Origin of the sequence: Rhizobacter sp. AJA081-3 (genome assembly GCF_017795745.1) — a bacterium.
Taxonomy (GTDB): Bacteria; Pseudomonadota; Gammaproteobacteria; order Burkholderiales; family Burkholderiaceae_C; genus Piscinibacter.
In genome coordinates this window covers 1,665,075-1,683,706 of record NZ_CP059067.1, presented here as the reverse complement: position 1 = coordinate 1,683,706, position 18,632 = coordinate 1,665,075, and the positions used below count along the sequence as shown (strand labels likewise).

At 68.8% G+C, this 18,632-nt stretch carries 17 protein-coding genes; all 17 read left to right on the top strand.

Features of this window, described 5'->3' with window-relative positions; genetic code table 11:
- Positions 1-564: 564 nt before the first annotated feature.
- Positions 565-3,000, top strand: a complete 2,436-nt coding sequence (gene nirB, locus HZ992_RS07990) for a nitrite reductase large subunit NirB (protein ID WP_209386135.1) — start codon at positions 565-567, stop codon at positions 2,998-3,000.
- Positions 3,000-3,356 (top strand): nitrite reductase small subunit NirD, encoded by a 357-nt coding sequence (gene nirD / locus HZ992_RS07985; RefSeq protein WP_209386134.1) that lies wholly within the window; start codon positions 3,000-3,002, stop codon positions 3,354-3,356. Before nirB ends, nirD begins: the two co-directional genes overlap by 1 nt.
- 1 nt (position 3,357) lies before the next feature.
- On the top strand, positions 3,358-6,150 hold the full coding sequence (locus tag HZ992_RS07980) for a nitrate reductase (RefSeq protein WP_209386133.1): 2,793 nt from the start codon (positions 3,358-3,360) through the stop codon (positions 6,148-6,150).
- 29 nt (positions 6,151-6,179) lie between these two features.
- A complete protein-coding gene (ybiB, locus tag HZ992_RS07975) occupies positions 6,180-7,133 on the top strand; it encodes a DNA-binding protein YbiB (protein WP_209386132.1) in 954 nt (317 codons plus the stop codon).
- Complete coding sequence (gene cobA / locus HZ992_RS07970; protein WP_209386131.1) at positions 7,130-7,903, top strand: uroporphyrinogen-III C-methyltransferase; 774 nt, start codon at positions 7,130-7,132, stop codon at positions 7,901-7,903. Before ybiB ends, cobA begins: the two co-directional genes overlap by 4 nt.
- Positions 7,904-7,953: 50 nt before the next feature.
- A complete protein-coding gene (locus tag HZ992_RS07965; RefSeq protein ID WP_209386130.1) occupies positions 7,954-9,087 on the top strand; it encodes a sterol desaturase family protein in 1,134 nt (377 codons plus the stop codon).
- A gap of 153 nt (positions 9,088-9,240) precedes the next feature.
- On the top strand, positions 9,241-10,050 hold the full coding sequence (locus HZ992_RS07960) for an enoyl-CoA hydratase-related protein (protein ID WP_209386129.1): 810 nt from the start codon (positions 9,241-9,243) through the stop codon (positions 10,048-10,050).
- 4 nt (positions 10,051-10,054) lie between these two features.
- The gene (gene paaI, locus HZ992_RS07955; RefSeq protein ID WP_209386128.1) at positions 10,055-10,498 is read left to right on the top strand and encodes a hydroxyphenylacetyl-CoA thioesterase PaaI; all 444 of its coding nucleotides are present in this window, start codon (positions 10,055-10,057) and stop codon (positions 10,496-10,498) included.
- Between the two features lie 26 nt (positions 10,499-10,524).
- Complete coding sequence (gene paaK, locus HZ992_RS07950) at positions 10,525-11,844, top strand: phenylacetate--CoA ligase PaaK (protein WP_209386127.1); 1,320 nt, start codon at positions 10,525-10,527, stop codon at positions 11,842-11,844.
- Positions 11,845-11,856: 12 nt separating this feature from the next.
- A complete protein-coding gene (gene paaA / locus HZ992_RS07945; RefSeq protein WP_209386126.1) occupies positions 11,857-12,867 on the top strand; it encodes a 1,2-phenylacetyl-CoA epoxidase subunit PaaA in 1,011 nt (336 codons plus the stop codon).
- Position 12,868: 1 nt separating this feature from the next.
- Positions 12,869-13,159 carry a 1,2-phenylacetyl-CoA epoxidase subunit PaaB gene (gene paaB, locus HZ992_RS07940; protein ID WP_209386125.1) on the top strand — a complete coding sequence of 97 codons (291 nt, stop codon included), beginning with the start codon at positions 12,869-12,871 and terminating at the stop codon, positions 13,157-13,159.
- Entirely contained in the window at positions 13,159-13,908 is a 750-nt protein-coding gene (gene paaC / locus HZ992_RS25690) for a 1,2-phenylacetyl-CoA epoxidase subunit PaaC (RefSeq protein WP_245213392.1), read from the top strand. Before paaB ends, paaC begins: the two co-directional genes overlap by 1 nt.
- Positions 13,902-14,390, top strand: a complete 489-nt coding sequence (gene paaD / locus HZ992_RS25685) for a 1,2-phenylacetyl-CoA epoxidase subunit PaaD (protein WP_245213391.1) — start codon at positions 13,902-13,904, stop codon at positions 14,388-14,390. Before paaC ends, paaD begins: the two co-directional genes overlap by 7 nt.
- A 9-nt stretch (positions 14,391-14,399) precedes the next feature.
- Positions 14,400-15,464 carry a 1,2-phenylacetyl-CoA epoxidase subunit PaaE gene (paaE, locus tag HZ992_RS07930; RefSeq protein ID WP_209386124.1) on the top strand — a complete coding sequence of 355 codons (1,065 nt, stop codon included), beginning with the start codon at positions 14,400-14,402 and terminating at the stop codon, positions 15,462-15,464.
- Positions 15,464-16,099 (top strand): TetR/AcrR family transcriptional regulator, encoded by a 636-nt coding sequence (locus HZ992_RS07925; RefSeq protein WP_209386123.1) that lies wholly within the window; start codon positions 15,464-15,466, stop codon positions 16,097-16,099. The genes paaE and HZ992_RS07925 overlap by 1 nt, the downstream gene beginning before the upstream one ends.
- 53 nt (positions 16,100-16,152) lie before the next feature.
- Positions 16,153-17,304 (top strand): ABC transporter substrate-binding protein, encoded by a 1,152-nt coding sequence (locus HZ992_RS07920; RefSeq protein ID WP_209386122.1) that lies wholly within the window; start codon positions 16,153-16,155, stop codon positions 17,302-17,304.
- A gap of 61 nt (positions 17,305-17,365) precedes the next feature.
- Positions 17,366-18,595: a BaiN/RdsA family NAD(P)/FAD-dependent oxidoreductase gene (locus HZ992_RS07915; RefSeq protein WP_209386121.1), complete on the top strand. Its 1,230-nt coding sequence runs from the start codon at positions 17,366-17,368 to the stop codon at positions 18,593-18,595.
- Positions 18,596-18,632 lie beyond the last annotated feature (37 nt).

The window sequence follows — 18,632 nt, the reverse complement described above, 5'->3', positions numbered from 1 at the left end:
GCGGGCACATCCCGGGGCGCTTGAACCATCTTGTGCTTCGACAGGGCGATTGACAAGGAACGGGCGCGCCCGTTTACCTCCGCCTCCCTAACTTGAAAACCATCATAACGAGGGTCGGCTGCCTCGCACCGCTCGAATGAGGGGTTCGAAGGCTCGGCTTCTTGGCCGATCCGAATCCCGGGCGCGGTCCCGCGAGTGCACCACGGTGAGAGCCGAAGCACGCCTGCGCCCTGCGACCACCGGCAGGGTTTGCACCACTGTGGTGCAGCAGACACGTTGAATCGGCGGGCAATGCTGGCCCGTCGTTTGCTTCTCCCCCGCCGGGTGTAACGACGCACCCGGCTCGCGCCAAGGCGCCGGCCGCGCGCACATCGACGTGCGCGGTGATGTATCTCCGCCAATCCGGCCTGTCCGGACATGGCCCCCTGGAGCCCGTCATGACCGTCGTACACACCACCCTCCGGTTTCTCGTCGCCGCGCACGCTGCCGGCGCCGACCTCCATTGCGGTTGCGCCGATCGTCGCGTGGCACCCCGATTGCTCTGATCGCTCCCCGGAGATGCCCATGAAGAAGATGAAGCTCGTGATGGTCGGCAACGGCATGGCCGGCGTCCGCACGCTCGAAGAACTGCTGAAGATCGCCCCCGAGCTCTACGACGTGGCCGTCTTCGGCGCCGAGCCGCACCCGAACTACAACCGCATCCTGCTCAGCCCGGTGCTGGCCGGCGAGCAGACGCTCGACGAGATCGTGCTGAACCCTCTGTCGTGGTACGAGGAGCACGGCATCCGTCTGCACCTGGGCAAGAAGGTGGTCGACGTGGACCGGCGCCGCCGCGTGGTCAAGGCCGCCGACGGCACCGAGGAGGAATACGACCGCCTGCTTCTGGCCACGGGCTCCAACCCGTTCATCCTGCCGGTGCCCGGCAAGGAACTCGAAGGCGTCATCGCCTACCGCGACATCGCCGACACCAACGCCATGATCGACGCGGCGCAGAAGTACCGGCATGCGGTCGTCATCGGCGGCGGCTTGCTCGGCCTGGAAGCCGCCAATGGCCTGATGCTGCGCGGCATGCAGGTCACCGTCGTGCACATCATGCCCTGGCTGATGGAGCGCCAGCTCGACGACACCGCCGGCCGGCTGCTGCAGAAGTCGCTCGAGGACCGCGGCCTGAAATTCATGATCGGTGCGCAGACGCAGGCCCTGGTCGGCGGCGCCGATGGTCGTGTCACCGCGGTGCAGTTCAAGGACGGCACACAGATCCCTGCCGACCTGGTGGTGATGGCCGCCGGCATTCGCCCGAACACCGAGCTGGCCGAGAAGATCGGCCTGCACGTGAACCGCGGCATCGTCGTCAGCGACACCCTGCAGACCGTCACCGACCCGCGCATCTACGCGGTCGGCGAATGCGCAGCGCACCGCGGCATCGCCTACGGCCTGGTGGCGCCGCTGTTCGAGCAGGGCAAGGTCTGCGCGACGCACCTGGCCGAGTTCGGCATCGGCCGCTACACCGGCAGCCAGACCAGCACCAAGCTGAAGGTGACCGGCATCGACCTGTTCTCGGCCGGCAACTTCACTGGCGGTGGCGACTGCGAGGAGATCGTGATGAGCGACCCCTTCGGCGGCGTGTACAAGAAGCTCGTCATCAAGGACGACAAGCTCGTCGGCGCCTGCCTGTATGGCGATACCGTCGACGGCTCCTGGTACTTCAAGCTGCTTCGCGAGGGCCGCAAGATCGCCGACATCCGCGACAAGCTGATGTTCGGCGAAAGCAACATCGGCGACACCGGCCACGAAGGCAACACGCGCGCCGCGGCGATGGCCGACAGCGACGAGGTGTGCGGCTGCAATGGCGTCAACAAGGGCACGATCTGCAAGGCCATCAAGGACAAGGGCCTGTTCACGCTCGACGAGGTACGCAAGCACACCAAGGCCAGCGCGAGCTGCGGCTCCTGCACGGGCCTGGTCGAGCAGCTGCTGATGTTCACCGCCGGTGGCGACTACTCGAAGGCGCCGACCAAGAAGGCCATGTGCGGCTGCACCGACGCCAGCCACCAGGAGGCGCGCGAGGCGATCAAGGCCGATCACTTGCTGACCATCGACTCGGTCTACAAGCGCCTGGGCTGGCGCACGCCGAACGGCTGCTCCTCCTGCCGGCCGGCGATCAACTACTACCTGATCAGCAGCTGGCCGAAGGAGGCCAGGGACGATCCGCAGAGCCGCTACATCAACGAGCGCAGCCACGCCAACATCCAGAAGGACGGCACCTACTCGGTGATCCCGCGCATGTGGGGCGGCGAGACAACGGCCGACGAGCTGCGTCGCATTGCCGACGCGGTGGACAAGTACAAGATCCCCACCGTCAAGGTGACGGGCGGCCAGCGCATCGACCTGCTCGGCGTGAAGAAGGAAGACCTGGTCGGCGTCTGGAAGGACATCGGCATGCCCAGCGGCCATGCCTATGCGAAGGCATTGCGCACCGTGAAGACCTGCGTGGGCAGCGAGTGGTGCCGCTTCGGCACGCAGGACAGCACGCAGATGGGCAAGGACCTGGAGCGAGCGCTGTGGCGCATGTACGCGCCGCACAAGGTCAAGCTCGCCGTGTCGGGCTGCCCGCGCAACTGCGCCGAGGCCGGCATCAAGGACGTCGGCGTGATCGGCGTCGACTCGGGCTGGGAGATCTACGTCGCCGGCAACGGCGGCATCAAGACCGAGGTGGCGCAGTTCCTCGTCAAGCTCAAGACCGCTGCCGAGGTGCTCGAGTACAGCGGCGCCTTCCTGCAGCTGTACCGCGAGGAAGGCTGGTACCTGGAGCGCACCTGCCACTGGGTCGGCCGCGTCGGGCTGGACTATGTGAAGAAGCAGATCCTCGACGACCACGCGCTGCGCAAGAGCCTGTGGGAGCGGCTGCAGTTCTCGCTCGACGGCGAGCCCGACCCCTGGTTCGAGTTCGACAAGGCCTCGGTCGACACCCGCCAGTTCACCCCCGTGGGAGCGCTGTGATGAGCCAGTGGAAAGTGATCTGCCGCGTCGACGAAATCCCTGTGCTTGGCGCACGGCGCGTGTCGCGCGCCAACGGCGCCGAAGTCGCCGTGTTCCGCAACGCCGAGGACAAGGTGTTCGCCCTGCTCGACCGCTGCCCGCACAAGGGTGGCCCGCTGAGCCAGGGCATCGTGTTCGGCGAGAGCGTCGCCTGCCCGCTGCACAACTGGACCATCGGCCTGGCCGACGGCTGCGCCAAGGCGCCGGACATCGGCTGCACGACGCGCTTTTCCGTCAAGGTGGAATCCGGCGTGGTTTCGCTCGACGTCGACGAGTTGAACTCGCTGGCCCTGTACCCGGGCAACGCGGTCGCCTGACGTGGCCGAAACCCGATCCACCTGCCCCTACTGCGGCGTCGGCTGCGGGGTGATCATCGAGTCGCAGGGGCGGCAGATCACCGGCGTGCGCGGCGACCCGGACCACCCGGCCAACTTCGGCCGGCTGTGCAGTAAGGGCAGCACGCTGCACCTGTCCGCCACCGCCGAGGTGACGTTGCAGACGCGGCTGCTTCACCCGATGCAGCGCCTGGCGCGCGGCGAGGCGCCGCAACGCGTGGGCTGGGAGGCCGCGCTCGACCTGGCGGCGGATCGTTTCGCCGGCGTGGTCCGCGAGCACGGCCCGGATTCGGTGGGCTTCTACCTCTCCGGCCAGCTGCTCACCGAGGACTACTACGTCTTCAACAAGCTCGCCAAAGGCCTGATCGGCACCAACAACGTCGACACCAACTCGCGCCTGTGCATGAGCAGCGCGGTGGCGGGCTACAAGGCGACGTTGGGCGCCGATGCGCCGCCGGCCTGCTACGATGATCTGGCCCACGCGCACACCCTGTTCATCGCCGGCTCGAACACCGCTTTCGCGCACCCGGTCCTGTTCCGCCGCATCGAGGACGCCAAGCGTGCCAACCCGGCGCTGCGCCTGATCGTCGTCGACCCGCGCCGCACCGACACCGCCGAAGCCGCCGACCTGTTCCTGCAGATCCTGCCTGGCACCGACGTCGCCTTGTTCAACGGCCTGCTGCACCTGATGCTGTGGGAAGGCCTGACCGATACGGCCTACATCGCTGCGCGCACGCAGGGCTTCGAGGCGCTGCGCGACCGCGTGCGCGACTTCGCGCCCAAGGACGTGGCGGCGATCTGCGGCATCGCCGAGACCGACCTGGTGACTGCCGCGCGCTGGTTCGCCGGGCTGGACGGCAGTGACGCCAACGGCGGCCCGCGCCGGCCCACGCTGTCGCTGTACTGCCAGGGGCTGAACCAGAGCGCCAGCGGCACAGCGAAGAACGCCGCGCTGATCAACCTGCATCTGGCCACCGGTCAGATCGGCAAGGCGGGTGCCGGGCCGTTCTCGCTGACCGGCCAGCCCAACGCGATGGGCGGGCGCGAGGTGGGCGGCCTGGCCAACCTGCTGTCGGGGCATCGCGACCTGGGCAATGCGCAGCACCGCGCGGAGGTCGCGCGCTTGTGGGGCGTGGATGAGGTGCCCGCGCTGCCCGGCAAGACCGCGGTGGAGATGTTCGAAGCGGCTGCCGATGGCCAGATCAAGGCGCTGTGGATCACCTGCACCAACCCGGCGCAGTCGCTGCCCGACCAGGCCACCGTGCGGCGCGCGCTCGAGCGCGCCGAGTTCGTGGTGGTGCAGGAGGCCTTCGCCACGACCGCCACCTGCGCCTATGCCGACCTGCTGCTGCCCGCCACCACCTGGGGCGAGAAGGACGGTACCGTCACCAACAGCGAGCGGTGCATCAGCCGCGTGCGCCCTGCCGTCTGGGGGCCGGGGGAGGCGCGGCACGACTGGGCGGTGGGCACCGCCTTCGCACAGCGGCTCGAGGCGCGGCTGAGACCTGGCCGGCCGACGCTGTTCGCCTATGCCACACCGGAATCAGTGTGGAACGAGCACCGCGAGACGACGCGCGGCCGCGACCTCGACATCACCGGCCTGAGCTATGCGCAGCTCGACGAAGCGCCGCAGCAATGGCCCTTCCCGAGCGGCGCCACGACCGGCCGGGCGCGGCTGTACGAAGACGGAATCTTCCCGACCGAGAACGGCCGCGCCCGCTTCGCCGACACGCGCCACGAGCCGCTCGCCGAGCCGCGCGACGCGCGCTATCCGTTCTCGCTGAACACCGGCCGGCTGCGCGACCAGTGGCATGGCATGAGCCGCACCGGCACCGTGGCGCGGCTGTTCGGCCATGTGGCCGAGCCGTACATCGACATGCATGCGCAGGACATGGCCCGGCTGAAGCTTGCCGAGGGCGACCTGGTGCATGTGACTTCGCGGCGCGGCACGCTGGTGCTGCCGGCACGCGCCAGCGCTCAGGTCGCACCGGCGCAGAGCTTCATCGCCATGCACTGGGGCGAGGAGTACCTGTCCGGCCGCGGCGCCACCGGCGCGCGCATGACCGGCGTCAATTCGCTGACCAGCCCGGCCTTCTGCCCGAGCTCGAAGCAGCCCGAACTCAAGCACGCCGCGGTGAAGATCCTCAAGGCGGAGTTGCCATGGCAGCTGCTCGCCATGGCCTGGTTGCCTGAAGGCCAGGCACTGCGCGCGCAGGCGCTGCTGCGCGAGGCGATGGGTGCCTTCGCCTTCGCCACCGCCGTGCCCTTCGGGCGCGAGCGCTGCGGGGTGATGTTCCGCGCTGCGTCCTATGAGCCGCCGCCGCAGGAGCTGGTGCAACAGATCGAAACCGTGCTGCAGCTCGACCAGCCCGGCGTGCTGCGTTATGCCGACCGCCGGCGCGGCCAGCAGCGTTGCATGAAGCTCGCGCCGCAGGGCAGCGACGCGCGGCTCGAGGCCTTCCTGCTCGCTGGCGACATCAGCGCCGAGGCCTGGGTGCGCCCGCTGCTGCAGGACGGTGCGAGCGCACAGGCTTTCGGCCGGGCTTTGCTGCAGCCCGGCGCGAAGGCGCCGATGGCTCTGCCCGCGCGCGGCCGGCAGATCTGCAGCTGCTTCGATGTCAGCGAGGCGCAGGTCGGCGAGACCCTGTCACATTGCAGCGGCACACCGGACGCACAACTCGCGCAACTGCAGAGCGAACTCCGATGCGGCACCAACTGCGGATCGTGCATTCCGGAACTCAGGCGTATCGTTCGCCTCCGACAACGGGCGGCATGAACATTGCGATGCCGTGAGGGGGGACATGCATGAGCATCGCGACATACATCAAGGAAATCGGACGAGGCAAGGAAGGCGCGCGGGCCCTGACCCAGGAGCAGGCGCACGACCTGATGAGCCAGGTGCTCGACGGCCATGTCACCGACCTCGAGATCGGCGCATTCGCGATTGCGATGCGCATCAAGGGCGAGACCACCGACGAGCTCGCCGGCTTCCTGCAGGCCACGCACGAACGTTGCATCGGCTTGCATCCACAGCACCCGATGGTGGTGCTGCCCTCGTACAACGGCGCACGCAAGCTGCCCAACCTGACGACGCTGCTGGCATTGCTGCTGTCACAGGAGGGCGTGCCGGTGCTGGTGCACGGGCCCGAACACGACCCGGGCCGGGTGACCACCGCCGAGATCTTCCAGACCCTGGGCCTGCCCAGCGCCAGCGACGCCGGCGACATTCACGCCGCATGGCAACGCCGCGAGCCGGTGTTCATCCGCACTGAAGCACTCTGCCCGCCGCTGGCCCGCTTGCTCGACGCGCGCCGCGTGATCGGCCTGCGCAACCCGGCGCACACGGTGGCCAAGTTGCTAGCGCCGGGGCGGCAATCGCCCTCGCTGCGCGTGGTGAACTACACCCACCCCGAATACGGCACGATGCTCACCGGCTTTCTCGGCCAGACGCTGGCCAACGCGATGCTGCTGCGCGGCACCGAGGGCGAGCCGGTGGCGGACCCGCGCCGGTTGCCGCGGCTCGATGTCTTCCTCGCCGGGCAGTTGCGTCCCGAGTTGTCGCGCGCGGCGCAGGAGGGCGTGCTCACCGAGTTGCCCGTGCTGCCCCGCAGCAACGACGCCGCCACCACGGCGCTGTACATCCAGTCGGTGGTCAGCGGGGAGAAGCCGGCCCCCGGCCCGCTGCAGCAGCAGGTGGAATGCCTGGTCGCGGCGCTGGCAGCGTTGCAGCGGCTGCAAACCCAGGAGAAGACCGCATGACGGCAGGACGCGTGTCGCTGGTGGGCGCCGGCCCCGGCGACCCGGATCTATTGACCCTCAAGGCCGTGCGCGCCATCCGCGCCGCCACCGTGCTGCTCGTCGACGACCTGGTCGGCGAAGGCGTACTGCGTTACGCGCGCCGCGGCGCGCGCATCGTGCATGTCGGCAAGCGCGGCGGCTGTGCGAGCACACCGCAGGCCTTCATCGAGAAGCTGATGGCCGCCGAGGCGCTGCAGGGCGAGCGCGTGGTGCGCCTGAAGGGCGGCGACCCCTTCGTGTTCGGGCGCGGCGGCGAGGAGGCCGAGCACCTGCGTGCGCAAGGCATCCAGGTCAATGTCGTCAACGGCATCACCGCCGGCCTGGCCGCCACGGCCGCGCTCGGCGTGCCGCTGACGCACCGCGAGCACGCCCACGGCGTGATGATGGTGACGGGCCACGCGCGTGGCGATGGCGCCTCGCTGCACTGGCCGACCATCGCCGCCGCCGCGGCGCAGGGCCTGACGCTGGTGATCTACATGGGCGTGTCGACGGTGCGCTCATTGCAGGCTGGCCTGCTCGAGGCGCTGCCCGCCGGCACACCTGTCGCCGTGGTGCAGCACGCCAGCCTGCCGCAGCAGCGCCACGCGGTCGGCACGCTCGGCGGCCTGGCCGATCTGGTCGAGGAGCATGGCCTGGGCAGCCCCGCGGTGATCGTGGTGGGCGACGTGTTGCGCGGCATGCATCACGCCGCGCTCGAGGCGCAACCGATGAAACACGCGCGCACCGCCTGAGCCCGATCCCCGCCCGTATCATCCGGCGCGACGCAGGGAGGCGCACGCAGATGCAGGAACTCGACAAGCTCAACCAGCTCACCGAATCGCACGGCGAGCTGCGGCCCGGCAAGGGCCTCATTTCCGGGATCATCGCCTTGTCGCTGGCGATCCTGTGCTTCCTGGGCGTCCTGGCCTTCCACTTCCCCGAGTACCTGACGACGCCGCAGCTGCGCCAGTCGTACAACGTCGACATCATCCGCAAGATCATGTATGCGGCACTGGTGATCGCCGGCGGCATCGCCATCTTCAACACCGTGTTCGGCCGCGCACGCTGGCTGGCGCTCGCAGCCTTCGCACTGGTGGCGCTGACGGCGCTGCTGGGCGGCCACAAGGTGCCGGTGAACGACTTCGCCGACAACACGCCCTACATCGGCCTGGACTGGTTCATCCTCGACCTGCTCGGCTCTTCGCTGATCTTCATCTTCGTCGAAAAGCTGTTCGCGCTGCGCAAGCAGCAGCCGGTGTTCCGCGCCGAATGGCAGACCGACTTCCACCACTTCATCGTCAACCACATGGTGGTCGGCTTCGTGCTGCTGGCCACCAACCTGCTGGTGCACAAGCTGTTCGGCTGGGCGGCGAAGGACGGCGTGCGCTTCTGGGTGCAGGACCTGAACTTCTTCGTCGCGCTGTTCCTGATCGTGCTGGTGGCCGATCTGGTGCAGTACTGGACGCATCGTGCGTACCACGAGGTGCCCGTACTCTGGCGCCTGCACGCCGTGCACCACAGCGCCAAGAGCATGGACTGGCTGGCCGGCTCGCGCCAGCACATCGTCGAGCTTCTGATCACGCGCACGCTGGTGCTGGCGCCGATCTACGTGCTCGGCTTCAGCAAGGAAGTGATCGACGCCTACATCGTCATCGTCGGCTTCCAGGCGGTGTTCAATCACGCCAACGTGAGCGTGCGGCTCGGGCCCTTGCGCTACCTGATCGTCACACCGAACTTCCACCATTGGCACCACTCGCAGGACGACGAAGCGATCGATCGCAACTATGCGGCGCACTTCGCATTCCTCGACCACCTGTTCGGCACCGCGGTGCAGTCCGACCGCAAGTGGCCCGACCGCTACGGCGTGCAGGGCGACTACGTGCCCGACGGCTTCCTCAAGCAGCTCGCCTTCCCGTTCGTCTGGAAGAAGTCCTGAGCCTTGCCGGGCGCCCGCCCGGCCACCCCCTCTCGCTCGCTCCTTGGTGAATACCCGGGCTGGCGGCGGCTTGCCCGCGCCGGCCGATTGACCTACATTAACTTTCGTTGACCGATCGGTCGATGAATTGCAGGATCAACCCCCGAGGTGCCGATGGCCGACGATGCCGCCCCTGTACTGAGCCATCGAGATGGCGCCGTGCAGACCCTCACTCTGAACCGGCCGCAGGCGCTGAACAGCTTCAACGGCGCGATGCACGACGCGCTGTCGACGGAGCTGAAGGCGGCTGCCGCCGACTCTGCGGTGCGCTGCGTCGTCATCACCGGCGCCGGCCGTGGCTTCTGCGCCGGCCAGGATCTGTCGGACCCGGCCATCGCCCCCGACCTCACGCCCGGTGCGCCGCCGCGCGACATCGGCAACCTGATCGAAGCACGCTACAAGCCGCTGGCGATGCTTCTGCACCACTTCCCGGTGCCGGTGATCGCGGCGGTGAACGGGGTGGCCGCAGGCGCCGGCGCCAATCTGGCGCTGAACTGCGACATCGTGCTGGCAGCGAAATCCGCCTCCTTCATCCAGGCCTTCTCGAAGATCGGTCTGGTGCCCGACTGCGGCGGCACCTGGCTGCTGCCGCGCCTGGTTGGCCGGGCCCACGCGATGGCGCTGGCGCTGCTCGGCGACAAGTGCAACGCCGAGGACGCGCAGCGCCTGGGCATGATCTGGCGCTGCGTCGACGACGCGGCGCTCGCCGACGAGACGAAGGCGCTGGCCGAGCGGCTCGCCGGCATGCCGTCCAAGGCCCTGGCCGAAACACGCCGCGCCTTCGCCGCCGCCGACCACATGGATCTCTCCGCCGCACTGAGCATGGAAGGCGAGGTGCAGCGGCGGCTGGGCATGAGCCACGACTACCTCGAAGGCGTGACCGCCTTCTTCGCCAAGCGCGCACCCCGTTTCACGGACCGCTGAGCCCATGAAGGACACCAGCTTCAGCGACGCGCAGCACCTCGCCGAGCGGGTGCGCGACACCATGTTCGCGACCGACCGTTGCGCCCACGCGATGGGCATGGAGGTCACTGCAATCTCGCCCGGCCACGCCAGCGTGGCGATGACGGTGCGCGAGGACATGCTCAACGGCTTCGGCACCTGCCAAGGTGGGCTGATCGCCACGCTGGCCGACATGGCCTTCGCCTACGCCTGCAACTCGTACAACGAGCTCACCGTCGCCTCGGGTTTCGACGTCGACCTGCTCGGCCCCGGAAAGCCGGGCGACCGGCTCACCGCCACCGGCCGCGTCGTCTCGCAGGGCTCGCGCATGGGCGTGTACGACATCGAGGTGAGCAACCAGAGCGGCGAGCGCATTGCGGTGTTCCGCGGCCGCTCGTACCGCATGAAGGGCAAGCAGGTCGTGACCTGACAGCCCCGCCCACGGAGACATTGCCGATGACCGTCAAGCGCCCCGCCCCCGGCGAACTCGAGCCGATCGAGACCGCCAGCCGCGACGAGCTGCAGGCGCTGCAACTGCAGCGGCTGAAGTGGTCACTGCGCCATGCCTACGACCATGTGCCGCACTACAAGCGCGCGTTCGACGCCCAGGGCGCACACCCCGACGACCTGAAGTCGCTCGCGGATCTCTCAAAGTTCCCCTTCACGACGAAGAAGGAGCTGCGCGAGAACTACCCCTTCGGCATGTTCGCCGTGCCGCGCGAGCAGGTGGTGCGCGTGCACGCCTCCTCGGGCACGACCGGCAAGCCCACGGTGGTGGGCTACACGCAGGGCGACATCGACCGCTGGGCCAACCTGGTGGCGCGCTCGATCCGCGCCTCGGGCGGGCGCCGTGGCGACATGGTCCACGTCGCCTACGGCTATGGCCTGTTCACCGGCGGGCTGGGTGCGCACTACGGCGCCGAGAAGCTCGGCTGCACGGTGATCCCGATGTCCGGCGGGCAGACCGAGAAGCAGGTGCAGCTGATCGTCGACTTCAAGCCCGACATCATCATGGTCACGCCCAGCTACATGCAGGTGATCATCGAGGAGTTCCGCCGCCAGGGGCTGGACCCGCGAGAGATGTCGGTGAAGGTGGGCATCTTCGGCGCCGAGCCCTGGACGGAAGCGATGCGCCGCGACATCGAGGCCGCCGCCGGCATCGACGCGGTGGACATCTACGGCCTGTCGGAAGTGATGGGCCCGGGTGTGGCCAACGAATGCATCGAGACCAAGGACGGCCCGGTGATCTGGGAAGACCACTTCTACCCCGAGATCATCGACCCCGACACCGGCGAAGTGCTGCCCGACGGCGCCGAGGGCGAGCTCGTCTTCACCACGCTGACCAAGGAAGCGCTGCCGGTGGTGCGTTACCGCACGCGCGACCTGACACGCCTGCTGCCGCCCACGGCGCGCAGCATGCGCCGAATCGGCAAGATCGTCGGCCGCAGCGACGACATGCTGATCATCCGCGGCGTCAACGTGTTCCCGACGCAGATCGAGGAGCTGATCCTGCAGAACGACAAGTTGAGCGGGCAATACCAGATCGTCGTCAAGCGCAACGGCCACCTCGACCAGATGACGGTGCGCTGCGAGGTGCGGCCCGATGCCGGCGCCTCGGGCACGGCCGACCGCCGCGAGATCGGCGAGTGGCTGCAGCACCGCATCAAGACGCTGGTGGGCGTGAGCGCCGAGATCGACGTCGGCATGCCCGATTCCATCGAACGCACGCTGGTGGGCAAGGCCCGCCGCGTGGTGGACCAACGGCCCAAGGGCTGAGGAGAGCGACAGATGTACACCCAGGCGATGGACACCATGGCCCGCGAGGCCAAGGGCCAGGTGCAGGCCGTCAAGTCGGCCGAGGAACAGGCGCGCGAGGCCGCCTTCGAGGCGCGCATCGACGCCGGCGAGTTCGTCGAGGCGAAGGACTGGATGCCCGAGCATTACCGCAAGACGCTGGTGCGGCAGATCAGCCAGCACGCGCACTCCGAGATCGTCGGCATGCTGCCCGAGGGCAACTGGGTCACGCGCGCACCCACGCTCAAGCGCAAGGCGATCCTGCTGGCCAAGGTGCAGGACGAAGGCGGCCACGGCCTGTATCTCTACGCCGCGGCCGAGACGCTGGGCGTGTCGCGCGACGAGTTGCTCGACGCGCTGCACAGCGGCCGCGCCAAGTACAGCTCGATCTTCAACTACCCGACCCTGAACTGGGCCGACGTGGGCGTGATCGGCTGGCTGGTCGACGGCGCGGCGATCATGAACCAGGTGCCGCTGTGCCGCTGCTCGTACGGCCCGTATGCGCGGGCGATGGTGCGCGTGTGCAAGGAAGAATCCTTCCACCAGCGCCAGGGCTTCGACGCGCTGAACGTGATGATGACGCAGGGCACGCCCGCGCAGCGCGACATGGTGCAGGACGCGGTGAACCGCTGGTGGTGGCCGAGCCTGATGATGTTCGGCCCGCCGGACGCCGAGTCGACGCACAGCACGCAGTCGATGCGCTGGGGCATCAAGCGCATCTCCAACGACGACCTGCGGCAGAAGTTCATCGACGCCACCGTCGAGCAGGCTCGCGTGCTGGGCGTGGCCCTGCCCGACCCGGACCTGAAGTGGAACGAGGCACGCCAGTCCTACGACCACGGCCCGATCGACTGGAGCGAGTTCTGGAACGTGGTCAACGGCCACGGCCCCTGCAACCGCGAGCGACTGGCCGATCGCGTGAAGGCCTGGGACGACGGCGCCTGGGTGCGCGAGGCAGCGCTGGCGCACGAACGCAAGAAGCAACTCCGAGCAAAGGCGGCATGACATGAGCACGAAGAACGAATGGCCCCTGTGGGAAGTGTTCGTCCGCAGCAAGAGCGGGCTGGACCACAAGCATTGCGGCAGCCTGCACGCGAGCGACTCGGCGATGGCGCTGCAGATGGCCCGCGACGTCTACACGCGCCGCCAGGAAGGCGCCAGCGTGTGGGTGGTGCGCTCCGACCAGATCGTGGCGAGCGACCCGGACACCAAGGACATGTTCTTCGAGCCCGCCGAGGACAAGGTCTATCGCCACCCGACCTTCTACAAGCTGCCGGCCGACGTGGACCACATGTGATGGATGCGAACACGCTCTACGTCCTGCGCATCGCGGATGCCTGCCTGATCCACGGCCAGCGCGTGGCCGAATGGTGCGGGCACGCGCCGGTGCTGGAAGAAGACATCGCGCTGACCAACGTCGCGCTCGACCACATCGGGCAGGCGCGCAGCCTGCTCGCGCTGGCCGGTGTGCTCGAAGGCCGCGGCCGGGACGAGGATGCGCTGGCCTTCCTGCGCGCCGAACGCGAGTACCGCAACCCGACCGCGCTGGAGCTTCCGAACGGAGACTTCGCACGCACGGTGCTGCGCGGCTTCCTGTGGGCGAGCTTCATGAAGGTGCTGTGCACGGCGCTGGCGAAGTCGACGAATGCGCAGCTCGCCGCCATCGCCGCCAAGAGCCTGAAGGAGGTGCGCTACCACCAGCAGCATGCCGGCGACTGGGTCGTGCGCCTGGGCGATGGCACCGAGGAATCGGCCCGCCGCATGGGCGAGGCACTGGCGCTGCTGTGGCCCTACACCGCCGAGTGGTTCACCGACGACGAGATCGACGCACAGGCCACCGCCACTGGCATCGGCCCGGCGTGGAGCTCGCTGCAATCGGCCTGGCGCGCCGAGGTGGACCCGGTGTTCGCCGAGGCCTTGCTGACGCCGCTGGCCGACACCCCGTTCCGCTCCACCGGCAAGCGCGGCGTGCACAGCGAGCACATGGGCTTCCTGCTCGCCGAGATGCAGTCGCTGCCGCGCGCCTTCCCCGGGGCGGTGTGGTGAATCTCGCCGACGCCTGGGCGACCCTGAACGCCGTGCCGGACCCCGAGGTGCCGGTGCTGTCTGTGGTCGACCTGGGCATCGTGCGCGAGCTGGCAGTCGATGACGAGAACGACGTCACCGTGACGCTCACGCCCACCTACTCCGGCTGCCCGGCCACCGAGGTGATCCAGGAGTCGGTGATCCAGGCGCTGATGCAGGCCGGCGCGCGTGGCGTGACGGTCACCACGCGGCTCGACCCGGCCTGGACGACCGACTGGATCAACCCGGCCGCAGCCGAGAAGCTGCGCGCCTACGGCATCGCCCCGCCGCACCTGAAGGCTGCCGACGCGCAGCCGCTGCGCTTCCACCCCAAGGACATCGCCTGCCCGCGCTGCGCCAGCACGAACACGCAGCGCCTGTCCGCCTTCGGTTCCACCGCGTGCAAGGCGCTGTACCGCTGCCTCGACTGCCTGGAACCCTTCGAACACTTCAAGCCGATCTGAGCCGAGACCATGAGCCTGCAATTCCATGCCCTGCCGGTGAAGAGCATCGAACGCGATGCCGACGCGCTGCTGGTCGGCTTCGGCGTGCCTGCCGAACTGCGCGACACCTTCGCCTTCTCGCCCGGCCAGTACCTGACGCTGCGTGCCGACGTGGCCGGCGAAGACCTGCGCCGCTCTTACTCGATCTGCAGCGCGCTCGACGACGGCGCGCTGCGCGTGGGCATCCGCCTGTTGCCCGGCGGCGCCTTCTCGGGCTGGGCCGCGGACAACCTGCGCGAAGGTCAGACGCTGCAAGTGATGGCACCGCAAGGGCGCTTCACGCTGAGGCCTGATCCGGCCCAGCAACGACACTTGCTCTTCATCGCCGCGGGCAGCGGCATCACGCCGGTGCTCTCGCTGATCAAGACGCTGCTGCGGCGCGAGCCGGACACGCGTTGCACGCTGGTCTATGGCAACCGCCGCGTGGCCACGATGATGTTCAAGGAAGAGCTGGAGGACCTGAAGGACCGCTACCTGAACCGCTTCACGCTGCTGCCGGTGTTCTCGCGCGAGGCGCAGGACGCGCCGCTGTTCAACGGCCGGCTCGACGAGGAGCGCATCGGCCAGTTCCTGAAGACGCTGGTGCCGGCCGACTCGGTGGACGAAGCCTTCGTCTGCGGCCCGGCCGGCATGCTCGACGGCGCCGTGGCGGCGCTGGCCACGGCCGGCGTACCGCCGGCGAAGGTGCACGTCGAGCGCTTCGGCGACGTCAACGCGGCCACCGCCCACCACGTCGAGGAGGGCGACGCCGACAACGCACAGGTCACGCTGGTCATCGACGGGCTGGCACGCCAGGTGTCGTTCCGCCTCAGCGACCCGTCCATCCTCGACGCCGCCCGGCGCACCGGCCTGGACGTGCCCTACGCCTGCAAGGCCGGCGTGTGCTCGACCTGCAAGGGCAAGCTGCTCGACGGCCAAGTGCGCATGGACCGCAACCTCGCACTCACCGAGGCCGAAGTGGCGCAGGGCTTCGTGCTGTGCTGCCAGTCGCACCCGCTCACCCCGAGCGTGACCATCACGCTGGACGAACGCTGATGGCGCGGGGGCGCTCGGCCGACTACCAGCTCAACCGCGAGACCATCGTGCGCACGGCTACGCGGCTGTTCGCGCAGCAGGGCTATCCGGGCACGTCGATGAGCGACCTGGCGCGCGAGTGCGGCATCTCCAAGCCGCTGCTCTACCACTACGTCAGCGACAAGTACGAACTGCTGCGCGAGATCACCGAAAGCCACGTGACGCGGCTCGAGTCGCTGGTCGGCGAGGTGGAGTCACTCGGCCTGGCACCGGCGCCGCGGCTGCGCGAGCTGATCCGCCGCTTCGTGCACGAATACGCCCAGGCACGACACGACCACGGCGTGCTGACGCAGGACGTGAAGTTCCTCGAGGCCAAGGACCGCAATCGCGTGCTGCGCAAGGAGCGCGCGGTGGTCGCCGCCTTCGCCGCCACCATCGCGCAGGCGCGCCCTGAGCTGGCCAAGGCTGCCCTGGACAAGCCGCTGACCATGCTGCTGTTCGGCATGATCAACTGGATGTTCACCTGGCTGAGCCCCGAGGGCCGGCTGCGCCACGACGACATGGCGCCCATCGTGGCCGATCTCTTCCTCGGCGGGCTCGGCGCGGTGAACCCGCCCCCTGTCACTTCAGCCGCTTCAGTGAAAGCCCCGGTCTGATTCGTCGACCGATCAGTCGATAATTTCCAACGACCTCTTCCAGGAGACATTTCATGAACTTCAAACGCCTCTTGCTGCCCACGCTGCTCGCCCTGCTCGGTGCCGCCGGCGCGGCCCGCGCCGACATCACCGTCGGCGTCACCGTCTCGGCCACCGGCCCAGCCGCGTCGCTGGGCATCCCGGAGAAGAACACGATCGACCTGATGCCCAAGACCATCGCCGGGCAGAAGATCAACTACATCGTGCTCGACGACGGCTCCGACACCACCAAGGCGGTGGCCAACACGCGCAAGCTGATCACCGAAGACAAGGTCGACATCGTGCTCGGCTCGACGATCACGCCGAACTCGCTGGCGATGATCGACGTGGTCGCGGAGAACCAGGTGCCGATGATCTCGATGGCTGCCTCGGCGCGCATCGTCGAGCCGGTCGACGCGAAGAAGCGCTGGGTCTTCAAGACGCCGCAGAACGACATCATGATGTCGCTGGCGATCGCCACCCACATGGCCAACAGCGGCGTGAAGACGGTCGGCTTCATCGGCTTCGCCGATGCCTACGGCGAAGGCTGGTACGGCGAGTTCGCCAAGGTGGCCTCGCTCAAGGGCCTGCAGATCGTCGCCAATGAACGTTATGCGCGCACCGACACCGCCGTCACCGGCCAGGTGCTGAAGATCCTGGGCACCAAGCCCGATGCGGTGCTGATCGCCGGCTCCGGCACGCCGGCAGCGCTGCCGCAGAAGACGCTCCGCGAGCGCGGCTACACCGGCAAGTACTACCAGACGCACGGCGTGGCCAACAGCGATTTCCTGCGCGTGGGCGGCAAGGACGTCGACGACACCTACCTGCCCGCCGGCCCCGTGCTGGTGGCCGACCAGCTGCCGGCCTCGAACCCGGTGCGCAAATCGGCGCTGGCCTACGTGGCCGCCTACGAGGCGGCGCATGGCAAGGGCTCGGTCTCGACCTTCGGCGCACACGCCTGGGACGCCGGCCTGCTGATGACCGCGGCCATCCCGGTCGCGCTGAAGAAGGCCAAGCCCGGCACGGCGGAGTTCCGCGCTGCGCTGCGCGACGCGCTCGAGCAGGTGAAGGACCTTCCCGGCGCGCACGGCATCTTCAGCATGTCGCCGACCGACCACCTGGGCCTGGACCAGCGCGCCCGCGTGATGGTCAAGATCCAGAACGGCACCTGGAAGTACCAGCCCTGATCCGCGCGGCGGCGCACCGGCGAACCAGGGGGCCCGCGGGCCCCCTTTATCATTCGCGCCAATGACCCACGCACCCGACTTCGACGCCGTGATCGTCGGCGCCGGGGCCGCCGGGCTGCATTGCGCGGGCATCGCCGGCCAGCTCGGCGCCCGGGTGCTGCTGCTGGACCGCGCGGAGAAGGTGGCCGAGAAGATCCGCATCTCCGGCGGCGGGCGCTGCAACTTCACGAACCGCGACGCGGCACCGGCGAACTTTCTCTCCGATAACCCGCACTTCTGCCGCTCGGCGCTGGCGCGCTACACGCCGGCCGACTTCATCGCCCTGGTGCAGCGCCACGGCATCGCCTGGCACGAGAAGCACAAGGGCCAGCTGTTCTGCGACCGCTCGGCCGAAGACATCATCGCGATGCTGCTGCGCGAATGCGATGCGGGTGGCGTGACGCGGCGCCAGCCCTGCGCGGTGCGCGCGGTGCGGCACGTCGACGGCGGCTTCGAGCTCGATACCGAGGGCGGACCGGTGCGTACGCGCCAGCTCGTCGTGGCCACCGGCGGGCTGTCGATCCCGAAGATCGGCGCCACGGACTTCGGCTATCGGATCGCACAGCAGTTCGGCCACCGCATCGTGCCGACCCGGCCCGGCCTGGTGCCCCTGACCTTCGACGCCGCGTTGTGGGCGCCCTTCGTGCCCTTGGCCGGCGTGTCGCTGGAGGTGGGCATCGAGGCCGGCGCCGGCAAGGCCCGCGGCCGATTCGTCGAGGACCTGCTGTTCACCCACCGCGGCCTCAGCGGCCCGGCGGTGCTGCAGGCCTCGAACTACTGGCTGCCCGGCGCGCCGCTGCACATCGATCTCGCCCAGGGCACCGACCTGGCCGACGCGCTTCTACAGGCCAAGCGCAGCTCCAGACGGCAGCTCGGCAACGAGATGGCCGAACTGCTGCCGCGGCGCCTGGCCGAAGCCTGGCTCGCCAGCCGCCCGGGCTGGGCCGCCAAACCGGTGGCCGAGATGCGTGACCAGGACTTGCGAGACCTCGCCCGGCAGGCCCAGCACTGGGAGATCGTGCCCGACGGCACCGAGGGCTACCGCAAGGCCGAGGTGACGCTCGGTGGCGTGGACACCCGCGAACTGAGCTCGCAGACGATGGAAAGCAAGCTCGCCCCAGGTCTGCACTTCATCGGCGAGGTGGTCGACGTGACCGGCTGGCTCGGCGGTTACAACTTCCAGTGGGCCTGGGCCAGCGCCGCCGCCTGCGCCCGTGCCCTGGCGGAGCGGCCCGCCGAGAGTGCCCACTGACCGCCGGCTTGCCAGGGCCGGATTCCGACATATAATC

Bases quoted from the DNA above. Each gene is read 5' to 3' on its own strand.
- nirB (WP_209386135.1), top strand. From the start codon at position 565: ATGAAGAAGATGAAGCTCGTGATGGTCGGCAACGGCATGGCCGGCGTC.
- nirD (WP_209386134.1), top strand. From the start codon at position 3,000: ATGAGCCAGTGGAAAGTGATCTGCCGCGTCGACGAAATCCCTGTGCTT.
- ybiB (WP_209386132.1), top strand. From the start codon at position 6,180: ATGAGCATCGCGACATACATCAAGGAAATCGGACGAGGCAAGGAAGGC.
- cobA (WP_209386131.1), top strand. From the start codon at position 7,130: ATGACGGCAGGACGCGTGTCGCTGGTGGGCGCCGGCCCCGGCGACCCG.
- HZ992_RS07965 (WP_209386130.1), top strand. From the start codon at position 7,954: ATGCAGGAACTCGACAAGCTCAACCAGCTCACCGAATCGCACGGCGAG.
- HZ992_RS07960 (WP_209386129.1), top strand. From the start codon at position 9,241: ATGGCCGACGATGCCGCCCCTGTACTGAGCCATCGAGATGGCGCCGTG.
- paaI (WP_209386128.1), top strand. From the start codon at position 10,055: ATGAAGGACACCAGCTTCAGCGACGCGCAGCACCTCGCCGAGCGGGTG.
- paaK (WP_209386127.1), top strand. From the start codon at position 10,525: ATGACCGTCAAGCGCCCCGCCCCCGGCGAACTCGAGCCGATCGAGACC.
- paaA (WP_209386126.1), top strand. From the start codon at position 11,857: ATGTACACCCAGGCGATGGACACCATGGCCCGCGAGGCCAAGGGCCAG.
- paaB (WP_209386125.1), top strand. From the start codon at position 12,869: ATGAGCACGAAGAACGAATGGCCCCTGTGGGAAGTGTTCGTCCGCAGC.
- paaC (WP_245213392.1), top strand. From the start codon at position 13,159: ATGGATGCGAACACGCTCTACGTCCTGCGCATCGCGGATGCCTGCCTG.
- paaE (WP_209386124.1), top strand. From the start codon at position 14,400: ATGAGCCTGCAATTCCATGCCCTGCCGGTGAAGAGCATCGAACGCGAT.
- HZ992_RS07925 (WP_209386123.1), top strand. From the start codon at position 15,464: ATGGCGCGGGGGCGCTCGGCCGACTACCAGCTCAACCGCGAGACCATC.
- HZ992_RS07920 (WP_209386122.1), top strand. From the start codon at position 16,153: ATGAACTTCAAACGCCTCTTGCTGCCCACGCTGCTCGCCCTGCTCGGT.
- HZ992_RS07915 (WP_209386121.1), top strand. From the start codon at position 17,366: ATGACCCACGCACCCGACTTCGACGCCGTGATCGTCGGCGCCGGGGCC.